The 18,231-nt window shown below is 73.6% G+C and carries 15 protein-coding genes; 3 read left to right on the forward strand and 12 right to left on the reverse strand.

Features of this window, described 5'->3' with window-relative positions:
• Positions 1-248: 248 nt before the first annotated feature.
• On the reverse strand, positions 249-1,352 hold the full coding sequence (locus tag ACWEO5_RS12675; protein WP_452162408.1) for a PP2C family protein-serine/threonine phosphatase: 1,104 nt from the start codon (positions 1,350-1,352) through the stop codon (positions 249-251).
• A 99-nt stretch (positions 1,353-1,451) separates the two neighbouring features.
• Between ACWEO5_RS12675 and ACWEO5_RS12680 the strand changes: the two genes are divergently transcribed.
• Positions 1,452-1,913, forward strand: a complete 462-nt coding sequence (locus ACWEO5_RS12680; protein WP_452162409.1) for a PaaI family thioesterase — start codon at positions 1,452-1,454, stop codon at positions 1,911-1,913.
• Positions 1,914-2,266: 353 nt separating this feature from the next.
• Here the strand turns inward: ACWEO5_RS12680 and ACWEO5_RS12685 are convergent, their stop codons facing one another.
• On the reverse strand, positions 2,267-2,689 hold the full coding sequence (locus ACWEO5_RS12685; protein WP_344553378.1) for a CBS domain-containing protein: 423 nt from the start codon (positions 2,687-2,689) through the stop codon (positions 2,267-2,269).
• Positions 2,690-2,797: 108 nt separating this feature from the next.
• On the reverse strand, positions 2,798-3,712 hold the full coding sequence (locus ACWEO5_RS12690) for a slipin family protein (protein ID WP_452162410.1): 915 nt from the start codon (positions 3,710-3,712) through the stop codon (positions 2,798-2,800).
• 108 nt (positions 3,713-3,820) lie between these two features.
• Between ACWEO5_RS12690 and ACWEO5_RS12695 the strand changes: the two genes are divergently transcribed.
• Positions 3,821-4,567 carry a uracil-DNA glycosylase gene (locus tag ACWEO5_RS12695; protein WP_452162411.1) on the forward strand — a complete coding sequence of 249 codons (747 nt, stop codon included), beginning with the start codon at positions 3,821-3,823 and terminating at the stop codon, positions 4,565-4,567.
• A gap of 178 nt (positions 4,568-4,745) precedes the next feature.
• Here ACWEO5_RS12695 and ACWEO5_RS12700 read toward each other — a convergent pair whose 3' ends face one another.
• The gene (locus ACWEO5_RS12700; RefSeq protein WP_452162412.1) at positions 4,746-5,603 is read right to left on the reverse strand and encodes a CHAD domain-containing protein; all 858 of its coding nucleotides are present in this window, start codon (positions 5,601-5,603) and stop codon (positions 4,746-4,748) included.
• Positions 5,604-5,747: 144 nt separating this feature from the next.
• Between ACWEO5_RS12700 and ACWEO5_RS12705 the strand changes: the two genes are divergently transcribed.
• Positions 5,748-6,434: an MBL fold metallo-hydrolase gene (locus tag ACWEO5_RS12705; RefSeq protein WP_452162413.1), complete on the forward strand. Its 687-nt coding sequence runs from the start codon at positions 5,748-5,750 to the stop codon at positions 6,432-6,434.
• A gap of 63 nt (positions 6,435-6,497) precedes the next feature.
• On the opposite strand, the gene ACWEO5_RS12710 is transcribed toward ACWEO5_RS12705, so the two are convergent.
• The 8 genes from ACWEO5_RS12710 to ACWEO5_RS12745 form a co-directional block, all read right to left on the reverse strand.
• Positions 6,498-7,478 carry an acetylxylan esterase gene (locus ACWEO5_RS12710; RefSeq protein WP_452162414.1) on the reverse strand — a complete coding sequence of 327 codons (981 nt, stop codon included), beginning with the start codon at positions 7,476-7,478 and terminating at the stop codon, positions 6,498-6,500.
• Positions 7,479-7,484: 6 nt separating this feature from the next.
• Positions 7,485-9,668 (reverse strand): glycosyl hydrolase family 95 catalytic domain-containing protein, encoded by a 2,184-nt coding sequence (locus tag ACWEO5_RS12715; RefSeq protein WP_452162415.1) that lies wholly within the window; start codon positions 9,666-9,668, stop codon positions 7,485-7,487.
• Positions 9,665-11,674 carry a beta-galactosidase gene (locus ACWEO5_RS12720; RefSeq protein ID WP_452162416.1) on the reverse strand — a complete coding sequence of 670 codons (2,010 nt, stop codon included), beginning with the start codon at positions 11,672-11,674 and terminating at the stop codon, positions 9,665-9,667. The genes ACWEO5_RS12715 and ACWEO5_RS12720 overlap by 4 nt, the downstream gene beginning before the upstream one ends.
• Before the next feature lie 76 nt (positions 11,675-11,750).
• Entirely contained in the window at positions 11,751-13,235 is a 1,485-nt protein-coding gene (locus ACWEO5_RS12725; protein WP_452162417.1) for a glycoside hydrolase family 43 protein, read from the reverse strand.
• 8 nt (positions 13,236-13,243) lie between these two features.
• Positions 13,244-14,290 (reverse strand): LacI family DNA-binding transcriptional regulator, encoded by a 1,047-nt coding sequence (locus ACWEO5_RS12730; RefSeq protein ID WP_452162418.1) that lies wholly within the window; start codon positions 14,288-14,290, stop codon positions 13,244-13,246.
• Between the two features lie 92 nt (positions 14,291-14,382).
• Positions 14,383-15,378, reverse strand: coding sequence for a carbohydrate ABC transporter permease (locus tag ACWEO5_RS12735; protein WP_452162419.1), 996 nt, complete (start codon positions 15,376-15,378; stop codon positions 14,383-14,385).
• Positions 15,375-16,355 (reverse strand): ABC transporter permease, encoded by a 981-nt coding sequence (locus ACWEO5_RS12740; protein WP_344553366.1) that lies wholly within the window; start codon positions 16,353-16,355, stop codon positions 15,375-15,377. The genes ACWEO5_RS12735 and ACWEO5_RS12740 overlap by 4 nt, the downstream gene beginning before the upstream one ends.
• On the reverse strand, positions 16,352-18,034 hold the full coding sequence (locus ACWEO5_RS12745) for an ABC transporter substrate-binding protein (RefSeq protein WP_452162420.1): 1,683 nt from the start codon (positions 18,032-18,034) through the stop codon (positions 16,352-16,354). The genes ACWEO5_RS12740 and ACWEO5_RS12745 overlap by 4 nt, the downstream gene beginning before the upstream one ends.
• Positions 18,035-18,231: the final 197 nt, after the last annotated feature.

Below are 18,231 nucleotides of genomic sequence, written 5' to 3' on the forward strand. Positions count from 1 at the left end.
CCAGGCAAAAGAGCATCGCCAGGGGCTGGGCGAGAACGGCGGGAGGCGAAATCAGGGGCCCGGGGAACGGCGGGTCCGTGCTGCTGACGGCCGGAGCCCATCGAAGTGTCCGTGCTGCTGCGTGCCGTGACAGGACCCGGAAGCCGATGCGCGCCACGGCAGTGAACCGCCGGCAGACCCGGGCTCGCCGTTCCCCGAGCCCCTGGTTCGTCCCCCTTCGCCGTTCTCGGCGAGCCCCTGATATCCCCCTACTCCCGCGCCACCGCGACCATCGCCGCGTCGTCCATCAGCCGCCCGCCGACGTGGTCGAGGAGGTCGCGGCGGAGCGCGTCCAGCAGGGCGCGGGGGCTCTCGGCGGGGAGGCTCGCGGCGCGGGCCGACAGGGGGTAGAAGGTGCCGTCGGCGGCGCGGGCCTCGGTGACGCCGTCGGTGTGGAGGAGCAGGGTGCTGCCGGGCGGGAAGTCGAACTCCTCGGTGCGGCGGTCGACGGGGCCCAGGGCGCTCATGCCGAGCGGCGGCGCGGTGCGGCGCAGCGGCAGCGGGTGGGCGCCGGCGGGGGTGAGGAGCAGCGGCGGGGGGTGTCCGCAGTCGGCGACCCGGGCGGCGGGGCGGTCGTCGGGGAGGTCGAGGACCAGGGCGGTGACGAAGTTCTCCTGGACGTCCTGGCCGCTGTCGGCGAGTTCGGCGAGGTGGCGGCGGTAGGAGGCTTCGAGCGCGTCGGCCAGCCGGGCGGGGTCCTCGTGCCGGTGGGCGAGTTCGCGGAACGCGCCGAGCAGGGCGGCGGCGTCGCCGACGGCGCCGAGGCCCTTGCCCCGGACGTCGCCGATCAGCAGGCGGGTGGCGTGCGGGGTGCGGACGGCGGCGTACAGGTCGCCGCCGACGTTGGCCTCGTCGTCGGCGGCGAGGTAGCGGGTGGCGATCCGCAGGGGTCCGGCGCGGTCGGGCAGCGGGCGCATCATGACGCGCTGGACGGCGTCGGAGACGGTGCGGACCCGGTCGAGTTCGCGGTCGTGGCGTTCGTGGATCCGGGTGTAGGCGAGGATGACGGCGGTCACCACGGCGAGGGCGAGCAGTTGCGCCTGGTGGTTGGGGGTGAGCAGGCCGCCGTGCAGGGAGGCGATGACGAGCTGGGCGATCAGGGCGAGGACCCCGATCAGGGCGGTCAGCCGGGTGCCGCCGAAGGAGGGGGTGATCGCGGGGGCGACCACCAGCAGCGGGCCGAGGTGGATGTTCGGGGAGATCGCGATGTCGACGGCGGAGATCAGCACGATCAGGCCGAGCGGCAGCAGCACCATCAGGTGTCCGGTGCGCCACTCGCTCAGCAGGCCGGCCAGTCTCCGCCGCACTCCCACCCCACCACCATGCCTTGCGGACGCCGCCCCCACGACCCGGTGCACGCTGCGCGCACGGGCTATGGCGCTGCGTGACCGGCCGCCCCTACCATCGGCTCCATGACCACCACCAGTGCCACCGCTGCCGCCGACGACGGGACGGGCGGCAAGCTCACCCCCGCCGAGGCGGACGGGATCCTCGCCGGGAACTTCGCCCCCTGGGTGCGGGAGCTGGGGCTGTCCGTCGTGGGGACGGGCGAGCGGCACGCGGTGCTGCGGCTGCCCTGGTCGGAGCGGCTGGCCCGGGAGGGCGGCGGGCTGTCGGGGCAGGCGATGGCGGCGGCGGCCGACACCGCCGCGGCGATCGCGGTCTGCGCGGCGCTCGGGGGGTTCGCGCCGATGACGACCGTCCAGCTGTCCACCACCTTCCAGCGGGCGGCCCGCGGCACCGACCTGCTGGTCACGGCGCGGCTGACCAAGCTGGGCCGCCGGGTGGCCTTCGTGGACGTCGCGCTGACCGCGCCGGACGCCCCGGAGCAGCCGGTGGCGCACGCCACCGCCGTGTACGCCTTCCCCGGCTGACCGCCCTCCCCGTCCGGCTCCCCTCCGGCCCCCGGACCGGCAGTCGGACCGGCAGTCGGGCCGAAACCCCCGCGCGCGGGCGGTACCGGGCAGTAGCCTCCCCTGGTCGATTCGATCCCGACCCATCGAGCAGGTCCGCACCGGGCTGGACCGGATCCTGGGCGAGCTGCGGGCGGCGGCGGGCCCGCACACCCGGATCGTCGGGATGAACCCGTACGACCCGTTCCTGGCCGAGCTGCCCGAGCACCACCACAACTGACGCTCCGTCAGGAGCGGGCTGCGGCTCTCGGGTGGCGGCGATCAGGAAGTCCTCGCCGGTGGAGGGCCGCAGGCCGTCCGGCCGGTCGGCGGGGTCAGCGCGCGGTGATGGTGGTGACGAACTCGGCGAGCCGCTCCTGCGAGAGGTGGCGGGCGATGTCCGCCTCGCTGATCATGCCGACCAGCTGGTGGTCGGGGTGGTTGATCACCGGCAGCCGGCGCACCCGGCGCTCCTCCATGACCTCCAGCACCAGGTCGGCCTCCTCGTCCTCCTCGATCACCATCGGGCGTCCGGCGGCGAGTTCGACGCAGCGCACGGTGGCGGGGTCGAGTCCCTCGGCGACGCACTTGAGGACGATGTCCCGGTCGGTGAGGATGCCGAGCAGTTTCTGCTGCTCGCCGCAGATCGGCAGCGCGCCGACGCCCCGGTCGCGCATCAGCCGGGCGGCTTCGGCGAGCGTCTGGTCGCCGGTGACGCACTCCGCTCCGGGGTGCATGATCTCTTTCGCGGTCGTCATGGCCGGACCTCCCGGGGTGGCTGGCGCACGGCGGTCCCGTGCACGGTACGTCCGTCCCTCCATGCTCGCCCCGGGCCGGGTGGGCCCGCCACCGCAGGCGCGGGCCGGTCAGGCCGCGTGCGGCGGGGCGGGCCGCAACGGCCCCTGCCCGTCGACGAGTTCGACGGCGGCGGCGTCCTGCGGGAGTTCCAGCTGCTCGACGCCCCGGGGCTCCGCCTCCGGGTCCGGCCGGGCCGCTCCGGCGGCCTCGGCGGCCTGGGCGGCGGCCCGTTCGGTGGAGCTCTCCAGGAAGCGCAGCAGCTCCACCGGGAACGGCAGCACCAGGGTGGAGTTCTTCTCCGCGGCGACCTCCACCACCGTCTGCAGCAGCCGCAGTTGGAGCGCGGCGGGCGTCGCGGACATCACCTTCGCGGCCTCCGAGAGCCGCGCGGACGCCTGGAACTCGCCGTCGGCGGTGATGATCCGGGCCCGCCGCTCCCGGTCGGCCTCGGCCTGCCGGGCCATCGAGCGCTTCATCGACTCGGGCAGCGCCACGTCCTTGATCTCGACCCGGTCGATCTGGATGCCCCAGCCCAGCGCCGGGCTGTCCAGCATCAGTTCGAGCCCCTGGTTGATCGGCTCCCGGTTGGCCAGCAGGTCGTCCAGCTCGCTCTTGCCGATGATCGACCGCAGCGAGGTCTGCGCGACCTGCGACATCGCGAACCCGTAGTCCTGGACGTCGACGATCGCCTTCACCGGGTCGACCACCTTGAAGTACACCACCGCGTCCACCCGGACGGTCACGTTGTCCCGGGTGATGCCCTCCTGGGCGGGGATCGGCATCGTGACGGTCTGCACGTTCACCCGCCGCAGCCGGTCCGCCACCGGCCGGATCCGGGCCAGCCCCGGGCCGCGCACCTCGTCCAGCACCCGGCCGAACCGGAACACCACCCCGCGCTGGGTCTGCTGCACCAGCCGCACGCTCAGCCCCGCGTACACCGCCAGCACCAGCAGCAGCGCGATCAACGCGTCGACCACGATCATCGCCGTCACCTCGACCCGATCGGCGCCCGGACCGCGCCCGGACCCGTACCTCCACGCTACTCCGCGCCCTCCCCTCCCGGGCCGGGCACCGACCGTAGGATTCCGGGCATGGAACCGCCCTCGGACTTCTCCCCCGCCGTCCTGGCCCCGCAGACCCGGAGCATCGCCGAGCTGGACGAACTGGTGGTCCACTGCCGGGCCTGCCCCCGGCTGGTCGCCTGGCGCGAGGAGACCGCGCTGGTCAAGCGCCGGGCCTTCCAGGACCAGGAGTACTGGGCCCGGCCGATCCCCGGCTTCGGCCCCTACGACGCCAGACTGGTGCTGGTCGGCCTCGCCCCCGCCGCGCACGGCGGCAACCGGACCGGCCGGATCTTCACCGGCGACCCCTCCGGGGACCTGCTGTACGCCTCGCTGCACCGGCTCGGCCTCGCCAACCGGCCGGAGTCCACCTGGCGCGACGACGGCCTGCGGCTGCACGGCGTCCGGATCACCGACCCGGTGCGCTGCGCCCCGCCGGAGAACAAGCCCACCAACGCCGAACGCGACACCTGCCGCCCCTGGATCGTCCGCGAGTTCGAGGAGATGCGCCCCACCGTCCGCGCCGTGGTCGCCCTCGGCGGCTTCGCCTGGCAGGCCCTCCTCCCGGTCCTGGCCGCCGCCGGCTGGCAGGTCCCCCGCCCCAAGCCGGTCTTCGGCCACGGCGCGCACGCCGTCCTCCCCGCCACCGACGGCGGCCCCGAGATGCACCTCTTCGGCTGCTTCCACGTCAGCCCCCGCAACACCTACACCGGCCGCCTCACCCCCGCCATGGTCGACGACCTCCTGCGCGAGGCGGCCACGACCGCCGGGCTGTAGCGGCGTGCGTTCAGGGGCCCGGGGAACGGCGGGTCGATGCTGCTGACGGCCGGAGCCCGTCGAAGTGTCCGTGCTGCTGCGTGTCTTCAAGAGAACCCGAAGCCGATGCGCGCTACGGCAGTGAACCGCTCGCAGACCGGGCCTCGCCGTTCCCCGAGCCCCTGATGGTGCTCTCCGCTCAGCGGAGCTTCTTCGGTCGGCGGGCGGCCTGCTCCCAGACCTGCGGGAGCAGCTCGCGGGCGAAGCCGAGTTCGGCGGTCTGGCGGCCGTAGAGGGCGCCGTAGCCGAAACCGCCGTCGGAGAGGGTGCGGAGGGTGTCACGGGCGACGACGGCGTCCTGGTGGCGGCCGAGGACGTCCTGGAGGGCTTTCATCCGGCGGGTGAAGGCGCGGGCGGGCCGGCCCGCGGTCTCGCCGGCGTAGCGGGCGCGTTTGGCGGCCTTGCGGGCGTCGTGCAGGGCGCGTTCGAGGGCGGGGCCCTCGGGGGTGCGGCGGGCGGCGTCGATCCGTTCCGCGGTGCGGCGGTGTTCGCGGCGCAGGGTGCGGGTGAGTTCGGGCCCGTAGGGCTTCGCGGCGCGGGAGTTGAGCGGCGGGTCGACGGCGAGGGCGGTGAGGGTGGCGAGCAGGTGCCGGAAGGGTTCGCCGTCGAGGGCGGCGAGGGCGCGGGTGCGGGCGTCGCGGGTCTCGCGGGCGGTCCAGGCGGCGAGTTCGGCGAGGACGCGTTCGCGGTCGGCGCCGGGGGGCAGTTCGCGGGCCTGGGCGAGCAGGCGGGCGCCGAGCACTTCGGTGTCGCGGGCCGGTCCGAGGGCCCGGCCGAGGCGGCGCAGTCCGTCCTCGGCGGCGGTGTGGTCGCCGCGCAGGTGGCGCCGGTGGGTGCGCAGGGCGCTGCGCAGGCGGCGGGCGGCGACCCGCATCCGGTGGACGGCGTCGGGGCGGTCGGCGCGGACGTCGGGTGCGAGGGCGGCGAGTTCGGCGGTCTGGGTGCGCAGGCGTGCGGTGACGGCGTCTCCCGCGCTGCGGTGCGTCCGGTGGGCCACGTGGTCACGTCCTTCCGTGCCCTCCCAGGGTAGGCCGGTTCGGGGTGGGACGGTCACGAACGCTCCGGGCGGCGCGGCGCGCCGGGGGTCTGCTGTGGGCTAAACGGGAGGCTGTGGGCGGGGCGGGTGCGCAGACTGGTCGGCATGGATGTCATCGAGGTGCTGCCCGGTCTGCGGATGCTGGTCCTCCCGGTCGGGGCGGCCTACTTGTGGTCGGACGGTCGGGAACTGACGCTGGTGGACAGCGGGCCGGTGGGGTTCGAGGAGCAGGTGGCGGCGCTGGTGGAGTCGGTGCCGGGCGGGGAGCTGGCGCGGATCGTGCTGACCCACTGGCACGAGGACCACACCGGCGGCGCGGCCCACCTGGCGGCGCGGTTCGGGGGCGTGCCGGTGGTGGCGCACCGCCTGGAGGCGCCGGTGATCCGGGGCGAGGAGGTGGGGGCGCCGCCGGTGCTGGAGGAGTTCGAGCGTCCGATCCGGGCCTCGGTGCCGGACCTGCCGCCCGCGCCGCCGTGCCGGGTGGACGTGGAGGTCCGGGACGGCGACGTGCTGCCGTTCGGCGGCGGGGCCCGGGTGCTGGGTGCGCCGGGGCACACGGACGGTTCGCTGGCGCTGCACCTGCCGGGTCCGGACCTGCTGTTCACGGGGGACGCGGCGGCCAACATGGGGGAGACCATGCTGGGCGTGTTCAACACCGACCGGGCCCAGGCGATCGCCTCGCTGCACCGGCTGGCCGGACTCGGCGCCGCGAACGCGGTGTTCGGGCACGGGACGCCGCTGGTCGGGAACGCGGCGGAGGGTCTGAAGGCGGCGTCGGCGGCCTTCAGGTGAGCCGCTGAGCCCGCCGGGCCGCGGGGGCGCCCGGGCCCGGGCGGTGCGGGCCCGGGAGTGGCGTCAGGCGCTCTTCGGGGCGAGGCCCTGTTCGGCGAGCCAGTCGAGCTGCTTGAGCGGGGTGGAGCCGTAGCCGCCGCCGTGGTCGGCGAAGTTCCAGACCTCGATGGCGGCGGGGCCGCCGTAGCGGTGGTAGGCGGCGAAGACGGTGGAGGGCGGGCAGACCGGGTCCATCAGGCCGACGCTGAACAGCGCGGGGGCGCTGGCCCGGGGGGCGAAGTGGACGCCGTCGAAGTGGTCGAGGGTGGCGAGGGTCTGCTCCTCCTTCTCCCGGCTGTGCCAGCGCAGGTACTTGGCGATCTCGGGGTAGGGGCCGTCGCCGGTGATCCGCACGGCGCGCCGGAAGTGGCACAGGAACGGGACGTCGCTGAGCAGTGCGGCGACCTGTCCGGGGGCGAGGGCGGCGACGGCGAGGGCGAGGCCGCCGCCCTGGCTGGCGCCGGAGACGATCGCCCGGGCCGGGTCGGTGCCGGGCAGGTGCGGGAGGGCGTCGAGGGCGCGGACGCAGTCGGTGATCAGGCGGCGGTAGTAGTAGTTCTCCGGGGAGTCGATGCCGCGGGTCATGAAGCCCTCGGCCCACTGGGTGCCGTCGCCCTCGCCGTGGTCGGGGGTGTCGTGGCCCTGGCCGCGGCTGTCGACGACCAGGTGGGCGTAGCCGGCGGCGGGCGGCAGCAGGTGTTCGCCGGGCAGGGCGCGGCCGCCGCTGTAGCCGATGTACTTGACGATGACGGGCAGCGGTTCGGTGGTGCGGCGGGGCAGGATCAGCCAGGCGGCGACGGGTTCGCCGCGCCAGCCGGGGAAGCGGACGTCGTACACGTCGAAGGCGGTGAGCCGGGTGTCGGTGCGCAGCCGTGCGGTGACGGGGCCGTCGGCGGCGCGGGCGCCGGCGAGGGTGTCGGCCCAGAAGGCGTCGAAGCCGGCGGGGGCCGTGAGGTCGGGGCGGTAGGTCCGGAGGTCGTCGAGGTCGAGGTCGGTGAGCGGCACGGCGGTTCAGCTCCGGGTGGGGTCGAGGTGCAGGGGGGTGGGGTGGCCGGCGCGCAGGTCGAGGCGGACCGGGGGCCGGTCGGGGTCGGTGCCGAGGTGAACGGTGATGCTGCGGTCGGTGTCGGCGGTCAGGACGGCGTCGACCCGGCCCTCGGCGGTGTCCCAGTCGAGGGTGGTGAGGGTGGTGCGGCAGCGGGTGCGCAGGCCGCGGACGGTGCCGCGGGGCAGGTGCGCGGGCGGGGCGGGGAGCAGCACGATGCGCTCGGGGGTGGAGTGCAGCAGCGCTTCGATCAGCACGCCGGGGAGGGTGTGGGCGGCGTCGGCGTTGTAGACGTCGAGGTGCGGGTAGTGCGAGCTCATCAGCGAGGGGTGGAAGAAGCGGCCGTGCAGGACGGCGTCGAGGGCTTCGCCGAGCAGGTCGGCGTCGCCGAGCCGGGCGGCGATCAGGGCGCGGTGCAGGTGGCCGTGGGCGGAGTGGTTCTCGCTGCCGCGCAGGTGCAGGGCGCGGTGGGCGGCGGCGGCGAGGTCGGGGGTGTCGAGGGGGTTGATCTCGCCGAGCGGCCAGACCGGGTGCAGGTGGCTGAGGTGCCGGTGCTCCTGGTTGTCGGGGGCGGCGGGCCAGGCCCATTCGGCCAGGGCGCCTTCGGGGTTGATCCGGTAGGGGGGCAGTCGGTCGGCGAGCCGGTGGTGGCCGGTGGCGGTGAGGGTGTGGCGGGCGGCGGCGAGGTCCATGGCGGCGTTGACGCTGATCGGGCTGTCGGCGCCGCGGGGGGTGTTCTCGGGCGAGTAGGAGGGGACGAGCAGCAGGCGGCCGTCGGGGCCGGTGCGGGTGAGGAAGGCGCGGTAGAAGTCGGCGGCCTCGGCGAGCGCGGGGCGGACGAGTTCCCGGTCCGTGGCGGTGTCGCCGGTGGTGTCGACGTGGTCGAGCAGGGGTTGCAGCAGCCAGTGGGCGCCGGCGGTCCACAGGTGCAGCGGGTAGTCCTCGCTGTAGTGGTAGGCGTGGCCGGAGCGGCCGTCGGTGTGGGCGGGGGCGACGATGCCGGGCAGGCCGAACAGCCGGCGGGCGTTGCTCCGCCAGTCGTCCAACTGGCGTGCGACGAAGGCGGCGTGGGCGTGGCTGACTTCGGGGAGGGCGGCCGCGGCGGCGGAGGAGACCTGGAGGTTGAGGTTGGCGTCGCAGGTGAGGGCGCCGCTCCAGGCGGTGTCCCAGGAGCCGGTCCACAGGCCGGTGAGCCGGGGCGGCAGGACGCCGGCGGAGCTGAGCAGGTGGTGGCGGCCGGCGTCGAAGAGCCGTTCCAGCAGGGCGGCCCGGTGTTCGTCGGGGTCGGCGAGCAGGGCGGATCCGGGCAGGGCGCGGTGTTCCTCGGGGGCGCCGAGGTCGAGGTCGACCCGGTCGTAGGCGGGGGTGTGCCGGGCGAGGTGGCGTTCCAGCAGTTCGGGGTACGGGCGGTCGGGGAGGGCGGGCGGCTGCGGGTCCTCCCAGGGGTGGACCCGGGTGAGCAGCAGGATCTCGGCGCAGCCCTCGGCGCGGACGGCTTCCCCTTCGGCGCGCAGGGTGCCGCCGGTGGCGCGGAGGTGCGTCCAGCAGGTGTAGCCGGTGCCGGAGTCGCCGGGGTGGCGGACGTCGGTGCGCAGCACGGCCCCGCCGGGTTCGGCCGTGGCGGCGGTGCGGACCTCCAAGTCGCCGGGAGCGCCGTCGAGTTGCCAGTGGTGGGTCAACTCGACGTCGCCGGTGCGCACTTCGCGGTGGACGATCAGGTCGTCGGCGCGCGAGGCGAAGGTTTCGGCGCGCCGGCCGTCCCAGCGGGTGGCCAGGACGCCGGTGCGGTGGTCGACTTCGCGCCGGTAGTCGCCGACGGGGGCGGCGGTGCGGCGCAGCCGGAGGGCGAGCGCGGGGTGGAAGGGGCGGACCCACTGGAGCGGTGCGGTGACGTGGCGGGCGACGGCCGCGCGGGCCCGGCCGGTCAGGACGGCGTCCCGCAGGTCCTCCAACTGCCCTGCCAGGTCGGGGGCGAGGGCCCGTTCGCCGCCGTTGGGGCGCAGCAGCAGATGGTGGTTGACGACGATCAGTTCGTCGTGGGTGCGGCCGTGCGCCATGGCGCCGTGGGTGCCGTTGCCGGTGAGGAAGGCGTCCTCCCAGCGGGCGGCCGGGGTGGGTTCCCAACTTCCGCGTCGGCGCGGGCCCTTCATGAGGCGGCCGGGTGCGGGGCGGCCGGGCGCAGGACGGCGGCGCCGTGGCGTTCCAGGGTGAGGGCGCCGGTGCCGGGCTTGCCGGTCAGCAGGTCCTCCCAGTGCCCGGACAGTTCGCAACTGGCCTGCTGGGGGCCGTGGTTGAGCAGGAAGAGCAGTTCGCCGCGGCGGACCGCCTCGACGCCGGCGGGCAGGCCGTCGACGACCGGGCGCAGTCCGGCTTCGCGGGCGGCGCGGGTGAGCAGGGCGCGCAGGGCGTCGGGTTCGGGGCGGGTGGAGAGGTACCAGGCGGTGCCCTCGCCGTGGGTGTGGCGGGTGACGGCGGGGAGTCCGGCGAGTTCGCCGTCCGCGTAGCGGGCCACGGTCTCGGCCCCGGCGGTCTCCAGTTCCTCGGCCCACAGGGAGCCGCGGAAGTCCGCTTCGCCGGTGCACCGCAGGGTCTCGCCCTCGTTCAGCGGCCACCACTGGTGGACGGCGGCGAGGCCGAGCACCTCGCGCAGCCGGGCGTCGACGCCGCCGGGGCGGATCCGGTCCTGGTGGTCGGCGACGCCGGTGAAGTAGCCGACCACCAGGGTGCCGCCGGAGCGGACGTAGTGGGCGAGGTTGTCGAGGGCGGCGTCGGTGAGCAGGTAGAGCGAGGGGACGACGACCAGGCGGTAGCGGCCGAGGTCGGCGGCGGGGTGGGCCAGGTCGGTGGTGTGGTTGGCCTCCCACAGGGCGCGGTGCCAGGCGGTGACGTTCTCCTGGTAGGTGAGCAGTTCGGAGGGGCGGCCGGGCTGCTCGCTCGCCCACCAGGCGTCCCAGTCGTGCAGCAGGGCGACCTCGGCGGTGACGGGGGTGCCGCAGACGGCGGGGCCGAGCCGGTCGAGGTCGGCGCCGAGGGCGGCGGCCTCGCGGTACACCCGGTTGCCGGTGCCGGAGTGCGGGAGCATCGCGGAGTGGAACTTCTCGGCGCCCTGCCGGGACTGGCGCCACTGGAAGAAGCAGATCGCGTCGGCGCCGCGGGCGACGGCCTGCAGCGACCAGAGCCGGTTGAGGCCGGCCGGCTTGGGGCGGTTGACGGGGCGCCAGTTGACGGCGCCGGTGGCCTGCTCCATCAGCATCCAGGGGCCGCCGGCCATCGAGCGGGCGAGGTCCTGGACGAGGGCGCCGTGCTGGGCGCCGAGGGCGTCGTCGGGGTCGGGGTAGATGTCGAGCGCGACGACGTCCTGGCGCTGCGCCCAGGCCCAGCCGTCCTGGCCACGCCAGAACGGCATGTGGTTGGTGGTGACGGGGACGGCGGGGCTGTGCCGGGCGACGATGGCGTGCTCGGCGGTGTAGCACTCCAGCAGGGCGTCGGAGGTGAAGCGGGCGAAGTCGAGCAGTTGGGCGGGGTTGCGGATGTACTGGGCCTGGCGGGGCGGCAGGATCTCCGCCCAGTCGGCGTAGTGCTGGCTCCAGAAGGCGGTGCCCCAGGCGGAGTTGAGTTCCTCCAGGGTGCCGTGCCGGTCCTGCAGCCAGCGCCGGAAGTGGGCGGCGGTCCCGTCGCACCAGCAGTGCGTGCCGTACTCGTTGTTGACGTGCCACATGGTGAGCGCGGGGTGCGCGCCGTAGCGGGCGGCGAGTTGCTCGGTGACGGCGGCGGCGCGGCGGCGGTACTCCGGGGAGGAGGCGCAGAACTGGTTGCGGGAGCCGTACCAGACGGTGGTGCCGTTCTCGGCCCGCGGCAGGGTCTCGGGGTGGAGGTGGCCGAGCCACGGGGGCGGGGAGGCGGTGGGGGTGGCCAGGACGACGCCGATCCCGGCCTCGTGCAGCAGGTCGAGCAGGCGGTCGAGCCAGCCGAAGTCGTAGGCGCCGGGGGTGGGTTCGAGCCGGGCCCAGGAGAACACGCCGACGGTGACGCTGGTGACGCCGGCCTGCCGCATCAGGCGGACGTCCTCGGGCCAGGTCTCCTCGGGCCACTGCTCGGGGTTGTAGTCGCCGCCGTAGAGGATGCGGCCGCGGGTGGCGTCGTTCAGGTCGGGCATGGGGGTGTTCCTGTCCGGTTCAGCGGTCGGGGGAGGTCGGCGGCCCCGGCCGGTGGCCGGGGGGCGCGCCGGGACCTCAGTCCAGGGGCTGGAGTTCGAACCAGTCGAAGTGCGCGGTGCCTTCGGCGGCGTGGAGGCCGATGACGCGGCCGGTGAAGCCGCCGGCCACTTCGGTGGTGAGGTAGCGGCCGTCGAGGGTGGCGAGCACCTCGAAACCGCCGTCGGGCCGCTCGTAGCCGAGGGCGAGGGCGTCGGGGCCGGTGCGCGGGCCGCGCGGGGCGGCGGGGGCGGTCTCGACGCGCAGCACCACGTCGTGGTGCGGGAGTTGCCGTTCGGCGGCGACGGTGATCTGGCCGCCGAGGTGGGTGACGACCCGGACGCTGCGGCCGTCGGCCTCGACGCTGTAGGCGTGTTCGTCGTCGAGGCGGACGGTGAGGCCGCCGGTGCCCTCGGTGGCGTCGAGCCGGGTGCGGGCCCGGACGGCGTGCTGCTGCTGGCGGCGGCCGGTGAAGGTGCCGTCGAAGTGGCCGTCGCGGGCGTGCAGGGTGAGCGAGCCGGGGCGGCGCTCGGTGCTGACGTGGGCGGCGGGGCGGTCGCGGACGGAGAGCCACTGCGGGGGCAGCGGGCCGTCGAAGTCCTCCCGGGTCGGCTCGGCCGGCCAGGGGTGCGACTCCCAGGGGAGGTCCGGGAGTTCGACGGGCACCTCGGCGATCACCGGCCAGTCGTCGACCCAGCTGACGGGCGTCAGGTAGGTCTCGCGGCCGAGCGGGTGCCAGCCGGGGGTGCCGCCCTGCGGACGGACGCCGAGCAGCAGGGCCCACCAGCTGCCGTCGGGGCCCTGGACCAGGTCGGCGTGGCCGGTGTTCTGGATCGGGCTGTGGCTTCCGGCGTGGGTGAGCAGCGGGTTGTCGGGGCAGGGCTCGAAGGGGCCGTCGGGGCGGCGGGAGCGGGCGATCGAGACGCTGTGGGCGCGTTCGGTGCCGCCCTCGGCGATCAGCAGGTACCACCAGTCGCCGATCCGGTACAGGTGCGGCGCCTCGGGGGCCTGCCGGGTGCCGGACCACAGCGGGCGGGGGGCCTCCAGGGCCTTGCCGGTGGCCGGGTCGATCCGCAGCTGGGCGACGCCGGCGACGGTGCACCAGCAGGTGCCGTCCTCGTCCCAGGCCAGGTCGGGGTCGATGCCGGGGACGTCGGGCAGCCGGACGGGGGCGGACCACGGTCCGGCCGGGTCCTCGGCGGTGACCAGCAGGTTGCCGGTGCCGACCTCGGTGGTGATCAGGTGGAACCGGCCGTCGTGGTGGCGCAGGGTGGGGGCGTAGACGCCGCCGGAGGAGGGGGTTTCCGCGGGGAGCGGCAGGTCGGCGAGGGCGTTGCCGATCTGCCGCCAGTGGACCAGGTCGCGGCTGTGCAGGATCGGCACGCCGGGGTGGTACTCGAAGCTGGAGCAGGCCAGGTAGTAGTCCTCGCCGACCCGGCAGACGCTCGGGTCGGGGTGGAATCCGGGGACGACGGGGTTGTGCGGGCGGTCGGCCGGGCCGGGCGCCGGGTTGCTGGCCGTCACGGGCGGCGCTACCTCCTTCGGGCGGGCGGGACGGGGGCGAGCAGCGGTCCGCTGCTCTGCCGGGGGGTCAGGACGGGTGCGAGCAGGACGAGTTCGTCCTCGGGGTCGGTGCCGCGTTCGGCGGCGGCGATCCGGCGCATCACCTGGTCGACGGCGACCCGGCCGAGTTCCTGGGCGGGTCCGGTGACGGCGGTCAGGCCGGGGGCGTACTGCTCGGCGAGCTGTTCGGGGCAGAGCGCGACCACCGAGGCGTCCTCGGGGACGGTGCGTCCGCTGGTGGGCAGCAGTTGCAGCAGCGGGCCGATGGCGTTCTCGTTCTGCACCACGAAGCCGGTGGTGTCGGGGCGGTCGGCGAGGATCCGGGCCAGGGTGCCGGCCGTGGATTCGTAGGTGCCTTCGCAGGGCCGGTGCAGGAATCTCAGGCCGCGTTCGAGGGCGCGCTCCCGGAATCCGGTCAGGGTGCGTTCGGCGTAGCCGGCGTGCCGGTGGTAGACGGCGGGCGCGTAGCCGATGAAGGCGACGTCCCGGTGGCCGAGGTCGGCGAGGTGGTCGGCGCACTGGGCGCCGGCCGCGGCGAAGTCGTGGTCGACGCAGGACAGACCGGAGCTGTCGGCGGGCAGGCCGATCATCGACGCCTGGATGCCCTGTTCGCGCAGGACGGGGATGCGTTCGTCGTCGAGTTCGACGTCCATCAGGATGACCCCGTCCGCCAGGCCGCTGGCGGCGACCCGGCGGACCCCGTCGGGGCCTTCGTCGTTGGTGATCAGCAGCACGTCGTAGCCGTGCTGGCGGGCCGCCATGGTGACCGAGACGGCGATCTCCATCATGATCGGCACGTACACGTCGGTGCGCAGCGGCACGACGAGGGCGATGATGTGGGAGCGCCGTCCGGCGAGCGCGCGGGCGCCGGCGTTGGGGTGGTAGCCGAGCTCCTCGACGGCGTGCTGGACGCGGCGGCGGGTGGCCTCCGAGATCGAGCGCTTGCCGCTGAGCACGTAGCTGACGGTGCTGGGCGAGACGCCCGCGTGCCGGGCCACGTCGGCGAGTGTCACCATGGGTGGGGTTCCTGCTTTCCTGGTCGGTGGGGTGTGCGGCCCCTGTGGCGCCAGGTTACTGACGCCGGGTCGTGCGTTGTTCCCGCTCCGGTTCAGCCCTTGATGGCGCCGGTCAGGACGCCGGTGCGGAAGTGCTTCTGCATGAACGGGTAGACCATGAGCAGCGGCACCAGGGTGAGGACCACGACGGCCATCTGGAGGGTGAGCGGGGCGGTCTGCGAGTTGGCCGCCCCGAAGCCGGAGTTGACGGAGCCGGGCAGGCCGTTGCCGCGGTTGACGTAGGTCAGCAGCACGTACTGCAGCGGCCACTTCTCGGCCGAGGTCGGCATGTAGAGCATCACGTTGAAGAACGAGTTCCAGTAGCCGACCGCGTAGAACAGCGCGATCACGGCGGTGACCGCCCGGGAGGTGGGGAGCACCACGGACCACAGGATCCGCCAGTCGCCGGCGCCGTCGAGGCGGGCGGCGTCGATCAGGTCGGCGGAGGTGGTGGAGTAGAACGAGCGCAGCACCAGGATGTTGAACACCGAGACGGCGCTGGGCAGGATCAGCGACCACCACTGGTCGTAGCCGCCGAGTCCGGTGACCACCAGGAAGGTCGGGATCAGGCCGCCGCTGACGAACATGGTGACGATCAGCAGGGTCAGGATCGGGCGGTGCGCGAAGGACTCGGAGCGGGAGAGGCCGTAGGCCGCCATCACCGAGACGATCATGGACACCAGGGTGCCGACGACGGTGATCGCGAAGCTGACCATCAGGGCGGTGCGGACGGTGCCGTCGCTGAGCATCTGCTGGTAGGCGTCGAAGGTGATGCCGTCGGGCCAGATCACCAGCCCGCCGGCCCGGTTGACGGCGCCGGGGGTGGAGATGCTGGTCAGTCCGATGATCCAGAGCGGGACGGCCACGGCGGCGATCACGCCGGCCAGGGTGATGCCCTTGGCGCCCTGGCCGATCAGGGTGGGCGGTTCCTCCCAGGGGGCCCGCCCGGCCCGGGCGCGGGGGCGGCCGGTCCGGGCCGGGCGGGGCGCGGGGGCGGCGGGCGCCGGCTGTGCGGCGCCCTCGCGGACGGTGGTGGGTGAGTGGCTCATCTGCGGTACAACCCGTCCTCGCCGAAGGCGTGTGCCAGTTTGTTGGCGCCCCAGATCAGCAGCAGCGAGATGACGCTCTTGAAGAGGCCGGCCGCGGCGCCGAAGCTGTAGTTGCCGGTGGCGATGCCGTAGTAGAAGGAGAAGGTGTCGAGCACGTCGGCCGATTCGTGGCCGACCGCCTCGCGCTGGATCAGGAACTGCTCGAAGCCGACGGTCAGCGCGTTGCCCAGGCGGAGCACCAGCATCAGCACGATCACGCCGCGCAGGCCGGGCAGGGTGATGTGCCACATCCGGCGCCAGCGTCCGGCGCCGTCGACCGCGGCCGCCTCGTACAGGTCGGTGTTGATGGCGGCCAGTGCGGCGAGGAAGACGATGATGCCCCAGCCGGCCTCCTTCCAGATCGCCTGCGAGGTGACCAGGAGGGCGAAGGTGTGCGGGTTGGTGGTGATGTCCCAGGGGGCCATGTCGTTCTGCCGCAGGAAGTGGTTGAGGATTCCCGCGCCGCCGAGCATCTGCTGGAAGATCGTGATGGCCAGCACCCAGGAGAAGAAGTGCGGCAGGTAGACCACGGACTGGATGAAGTTGCGCAGCCGTTCGCTGAGCACCGTGTTGAGCAGCAGGGCCAGCGCGATCGGAACGGGGAAGAACAGCACCAGCTGGACCAGGCTGAGCCAGAGGGTGTTCTTCAGCGCCCCCCAGAACAGCGGGTCGTGGAACAGCTGCTGGAACTGCGCGAGGCCGGCCCATTCGCTGTCGCGCACGCCGACCAGCGGGTCGTAGTACTGGAACGCGGTGATCAGGCCGAACAGCGGCGCGTAGTTGAAGATCAGCAGCAGGACCACGGCCGGGACGGTCATCAGCAGCAGCGTCTTGTCGCGCCGCAGCCGGACCCGCCAGTTCAGCCGGACGGCACCGTTCTTGCCGGTGGTCCTCCGGCCTGCGGTGCTCTTACCCCGCTCCGATCGCGCTGTGCTCACTGACCCGTTCCGTACTTGCTCAGGACGTTGTCGGTCATCCACTGCTTGAGGCGGTCGCCGCCGCCGGACTTCCAGGTGGAGATGGCCGCCTGGACGTCGGAGACCTTCTTCTTGCCGTGGTAGCAGTCCTTGATGGTGTCCTCGACGGCCTGCGCGGTGTCGATGGTCGCGATGTTCTGCGGCATCGAGATGTTCATGTTCCAGAACAGCGGCTTGTACAGGTACTTGACGTTGGCGGCCTGGAAGGCGGCGATGTCCTTGGTGACCTGGTCGGCGCCGGGGTTGGAGATGACCGAGGAGGCGGTGGCGAGGAAGGGGTAGGTCTGCGCCTGGACGTCCTTCTTGCCCTCGTCGTTGGCGGTGGGCACGCCGTCGACCCGGGTGTAGTGGGTGCCCTCGACGCCGAAGTTGACCATCGTGTACTCGGCGGAGCCGTACGGCGCGGCCAGGTAGTTGGCGACGGCGAGGAGTTCCTCGATCTGCTCGGGCTTGAGCTTGGCGTTCAGGTAGCTCATCAGGCTGGTGGAGGAGCCCATGAACAGCGACGGGGTGGCGCCGGCCTTCGCGGTGAGGAAGTCGAAGGAGCCGCGCCGGAAACCGGGGGTGGCGGCGGTGCCGGACTGGTGGTCGGCGAGGTTCCAGGCGCCGGTGCCGCCGCCCTGGATCAGGGTCTTGCCCGCGTAGAAGCGGGTGTTGGCGTCGGCGTTGTTGCCGGCGATGGCGTCGGGGTGCAGGTAGCCGGCGGTGGCGAGCTTGTAGTGCCAGTCGAGCGCTTCGAGCAGCTCCGGGGTCTCGTACTTGTGGACCAGCTTGCCGTCGGTGAGCTTCCACTTGTTGGGGACGCCGAAGAACGGGAAGAGGTAGGTCCACACGTCGTCGAAGGCCCAGGTGCCGCCCTTCTCGTCGGTGAGCTCCTTGCCCAGGGCCATCAGGTCGTCGAGGGTCTTGACCTGGTCCGCGGTGATGCCCTTGGGCTCCAGCAGGTCGCGGCGGTAGAAGGTGGTGCCCGCGATGGAGAAGCCGGTGGAGAAGGAGGGGATGCCGTAGAGCTTGTCGCCCCAGATGCCGGCCTGCCAGGCGCCGGTCGGGATGGCGGCCAGGTTCGGGTACTTCTTGATGTTGTCGCCGGCCAGGTGGGGGGTGAGGTCGGCGAACTGGCTGGCGGCGAGCTCGCCGACGTTGAAGTTCGGGTTCCACCAGGTCGGGAGCTGGATCCAGTCCGGCAGCTTCTTGGCCGCGGTCATGGTGGGGATGATGGTGGCGTAGTTGTTGCCGTCGGCGGGCTTCATCTCCATCGTGATGCCCAGGGCCTTGTTCATCGCGGTGTAGAAGGAGTTGCCCGCGGGCGGGACGGTGCCCCACAGCGGAGTGACGGCCGTGTAGCTGCCGCCCTTGCCGGGCACGCCGGTGACCGTGGCGACCGGGCTGGCCGGGTAGGTGAGGAACGCCGGGTCGGTCATCGCGCCGTCCGCGCCGGTGACCGAGGGGATGTCGGCGGCCACGGAGGTGCTGGCGACGAAGGCCGGCAGGGCCGACTTGACGCCGTCGGCGGAGTTCGCGCCGGTCTTGTGCTTCGAGCCGCCGCCCCCGCAGGCGGCCAGCAGGGGGGTCATCACTACTGCTCCGGCGACGGAGACGGCGGCGGTGACGAAGGATCTGCGGTTCAGCTCGGTTCTCATGGTGGGGAGGCCCTTCCGCGGCGCCCTGCACTGGGCGCTGTCGAAGCGCTTGACTGTCGAAGCGCTTGATGTTGCGGCGACACTAACGGCGCGTTTCCGGTTAGACAAGTGCCTGGACAAATTCATTCTCCCCGTTGCTACAGGGAGTTGACATGGTCGATGCTTCGTGTCAGCGTCGATTCGCTTCGACGACCGAC

The sequence above is a fragment of the Kitasatospora sp. NPDC004272 genome (assembly GCF_053603035.1).

Coding starts and splice junctions, on each gene's coding strand:
- ACWEO5_RS12730 (WP_452162418.1), bottom strand. CDS start 14,290: ATGGTGACACTCGCCGACGTGGCCCGGCACGCGGGCGTCTCGCCCAGC.
- ACWEO5_RS12715 (WP_452162415.1), bottom strand. CDS start 9,668: ATGAAGGGCCCGCGCCGACGCGGAAGTTGGGAACCCACCCCGGCCGCC.
- ACWEO5_RS12705 (WP_452162413.1), top strand. CDS start 5,748: ATGGATGTCATCGAGGTGCTGCCCGGTCTGCGGATGCTGGTCCTCCCG.
- ACWEO5_RS12720 (WP_452162416.1), bottom strand. CDS start 11,674: ATGCCCGACCTGAACGACGCCACCCGCGGCCGCATCCTCTACGGCGGC.
- ACWEO5_RS12685 (WP_344553378.1), bottom strand. CDS start 2,689: ATGACGACCGCGAAAGAGATCATGCACCCCGGAGCGGAGTGCGTCACC.
- ACWEO5_RS12690 (WP_452162410.1), bottom strand. CDS start 3,712: ATGATCGTGGTCGACGCGTTGATCGCGCTGCTGCTGGTGCTGGCGGTG.
- ACWEO5_RS12735 (WP_452162419.1), bottom strand. CDS start 15,378: ATGAGCCACTCACCCACCACCGTCCGCGAGGGCGCCGCACAGCCGGCG.
- ACWEO5_RS12695 (WP_452162411.1), top strand. CDS start 3,821: ATGGAACCGCCCTCGGACTTCTCCCCCGCCGTCCTGGCCCCGCAGACC.
- ACWEO5_RS12745 (WP_452162420.1), bottom strand. CDS start 18,034: ATGAGAACCGAGCTGAACCGCAGATCCTTCGTCACCGCCGCCGTCTCC.
- ACWEO5_RS12680 (WP_452162409.1), top strand. CDS start 1,452: ATGACCACCACCAGTGCCACCGCTGCCGCCGACGACGGGACGGGCGGC.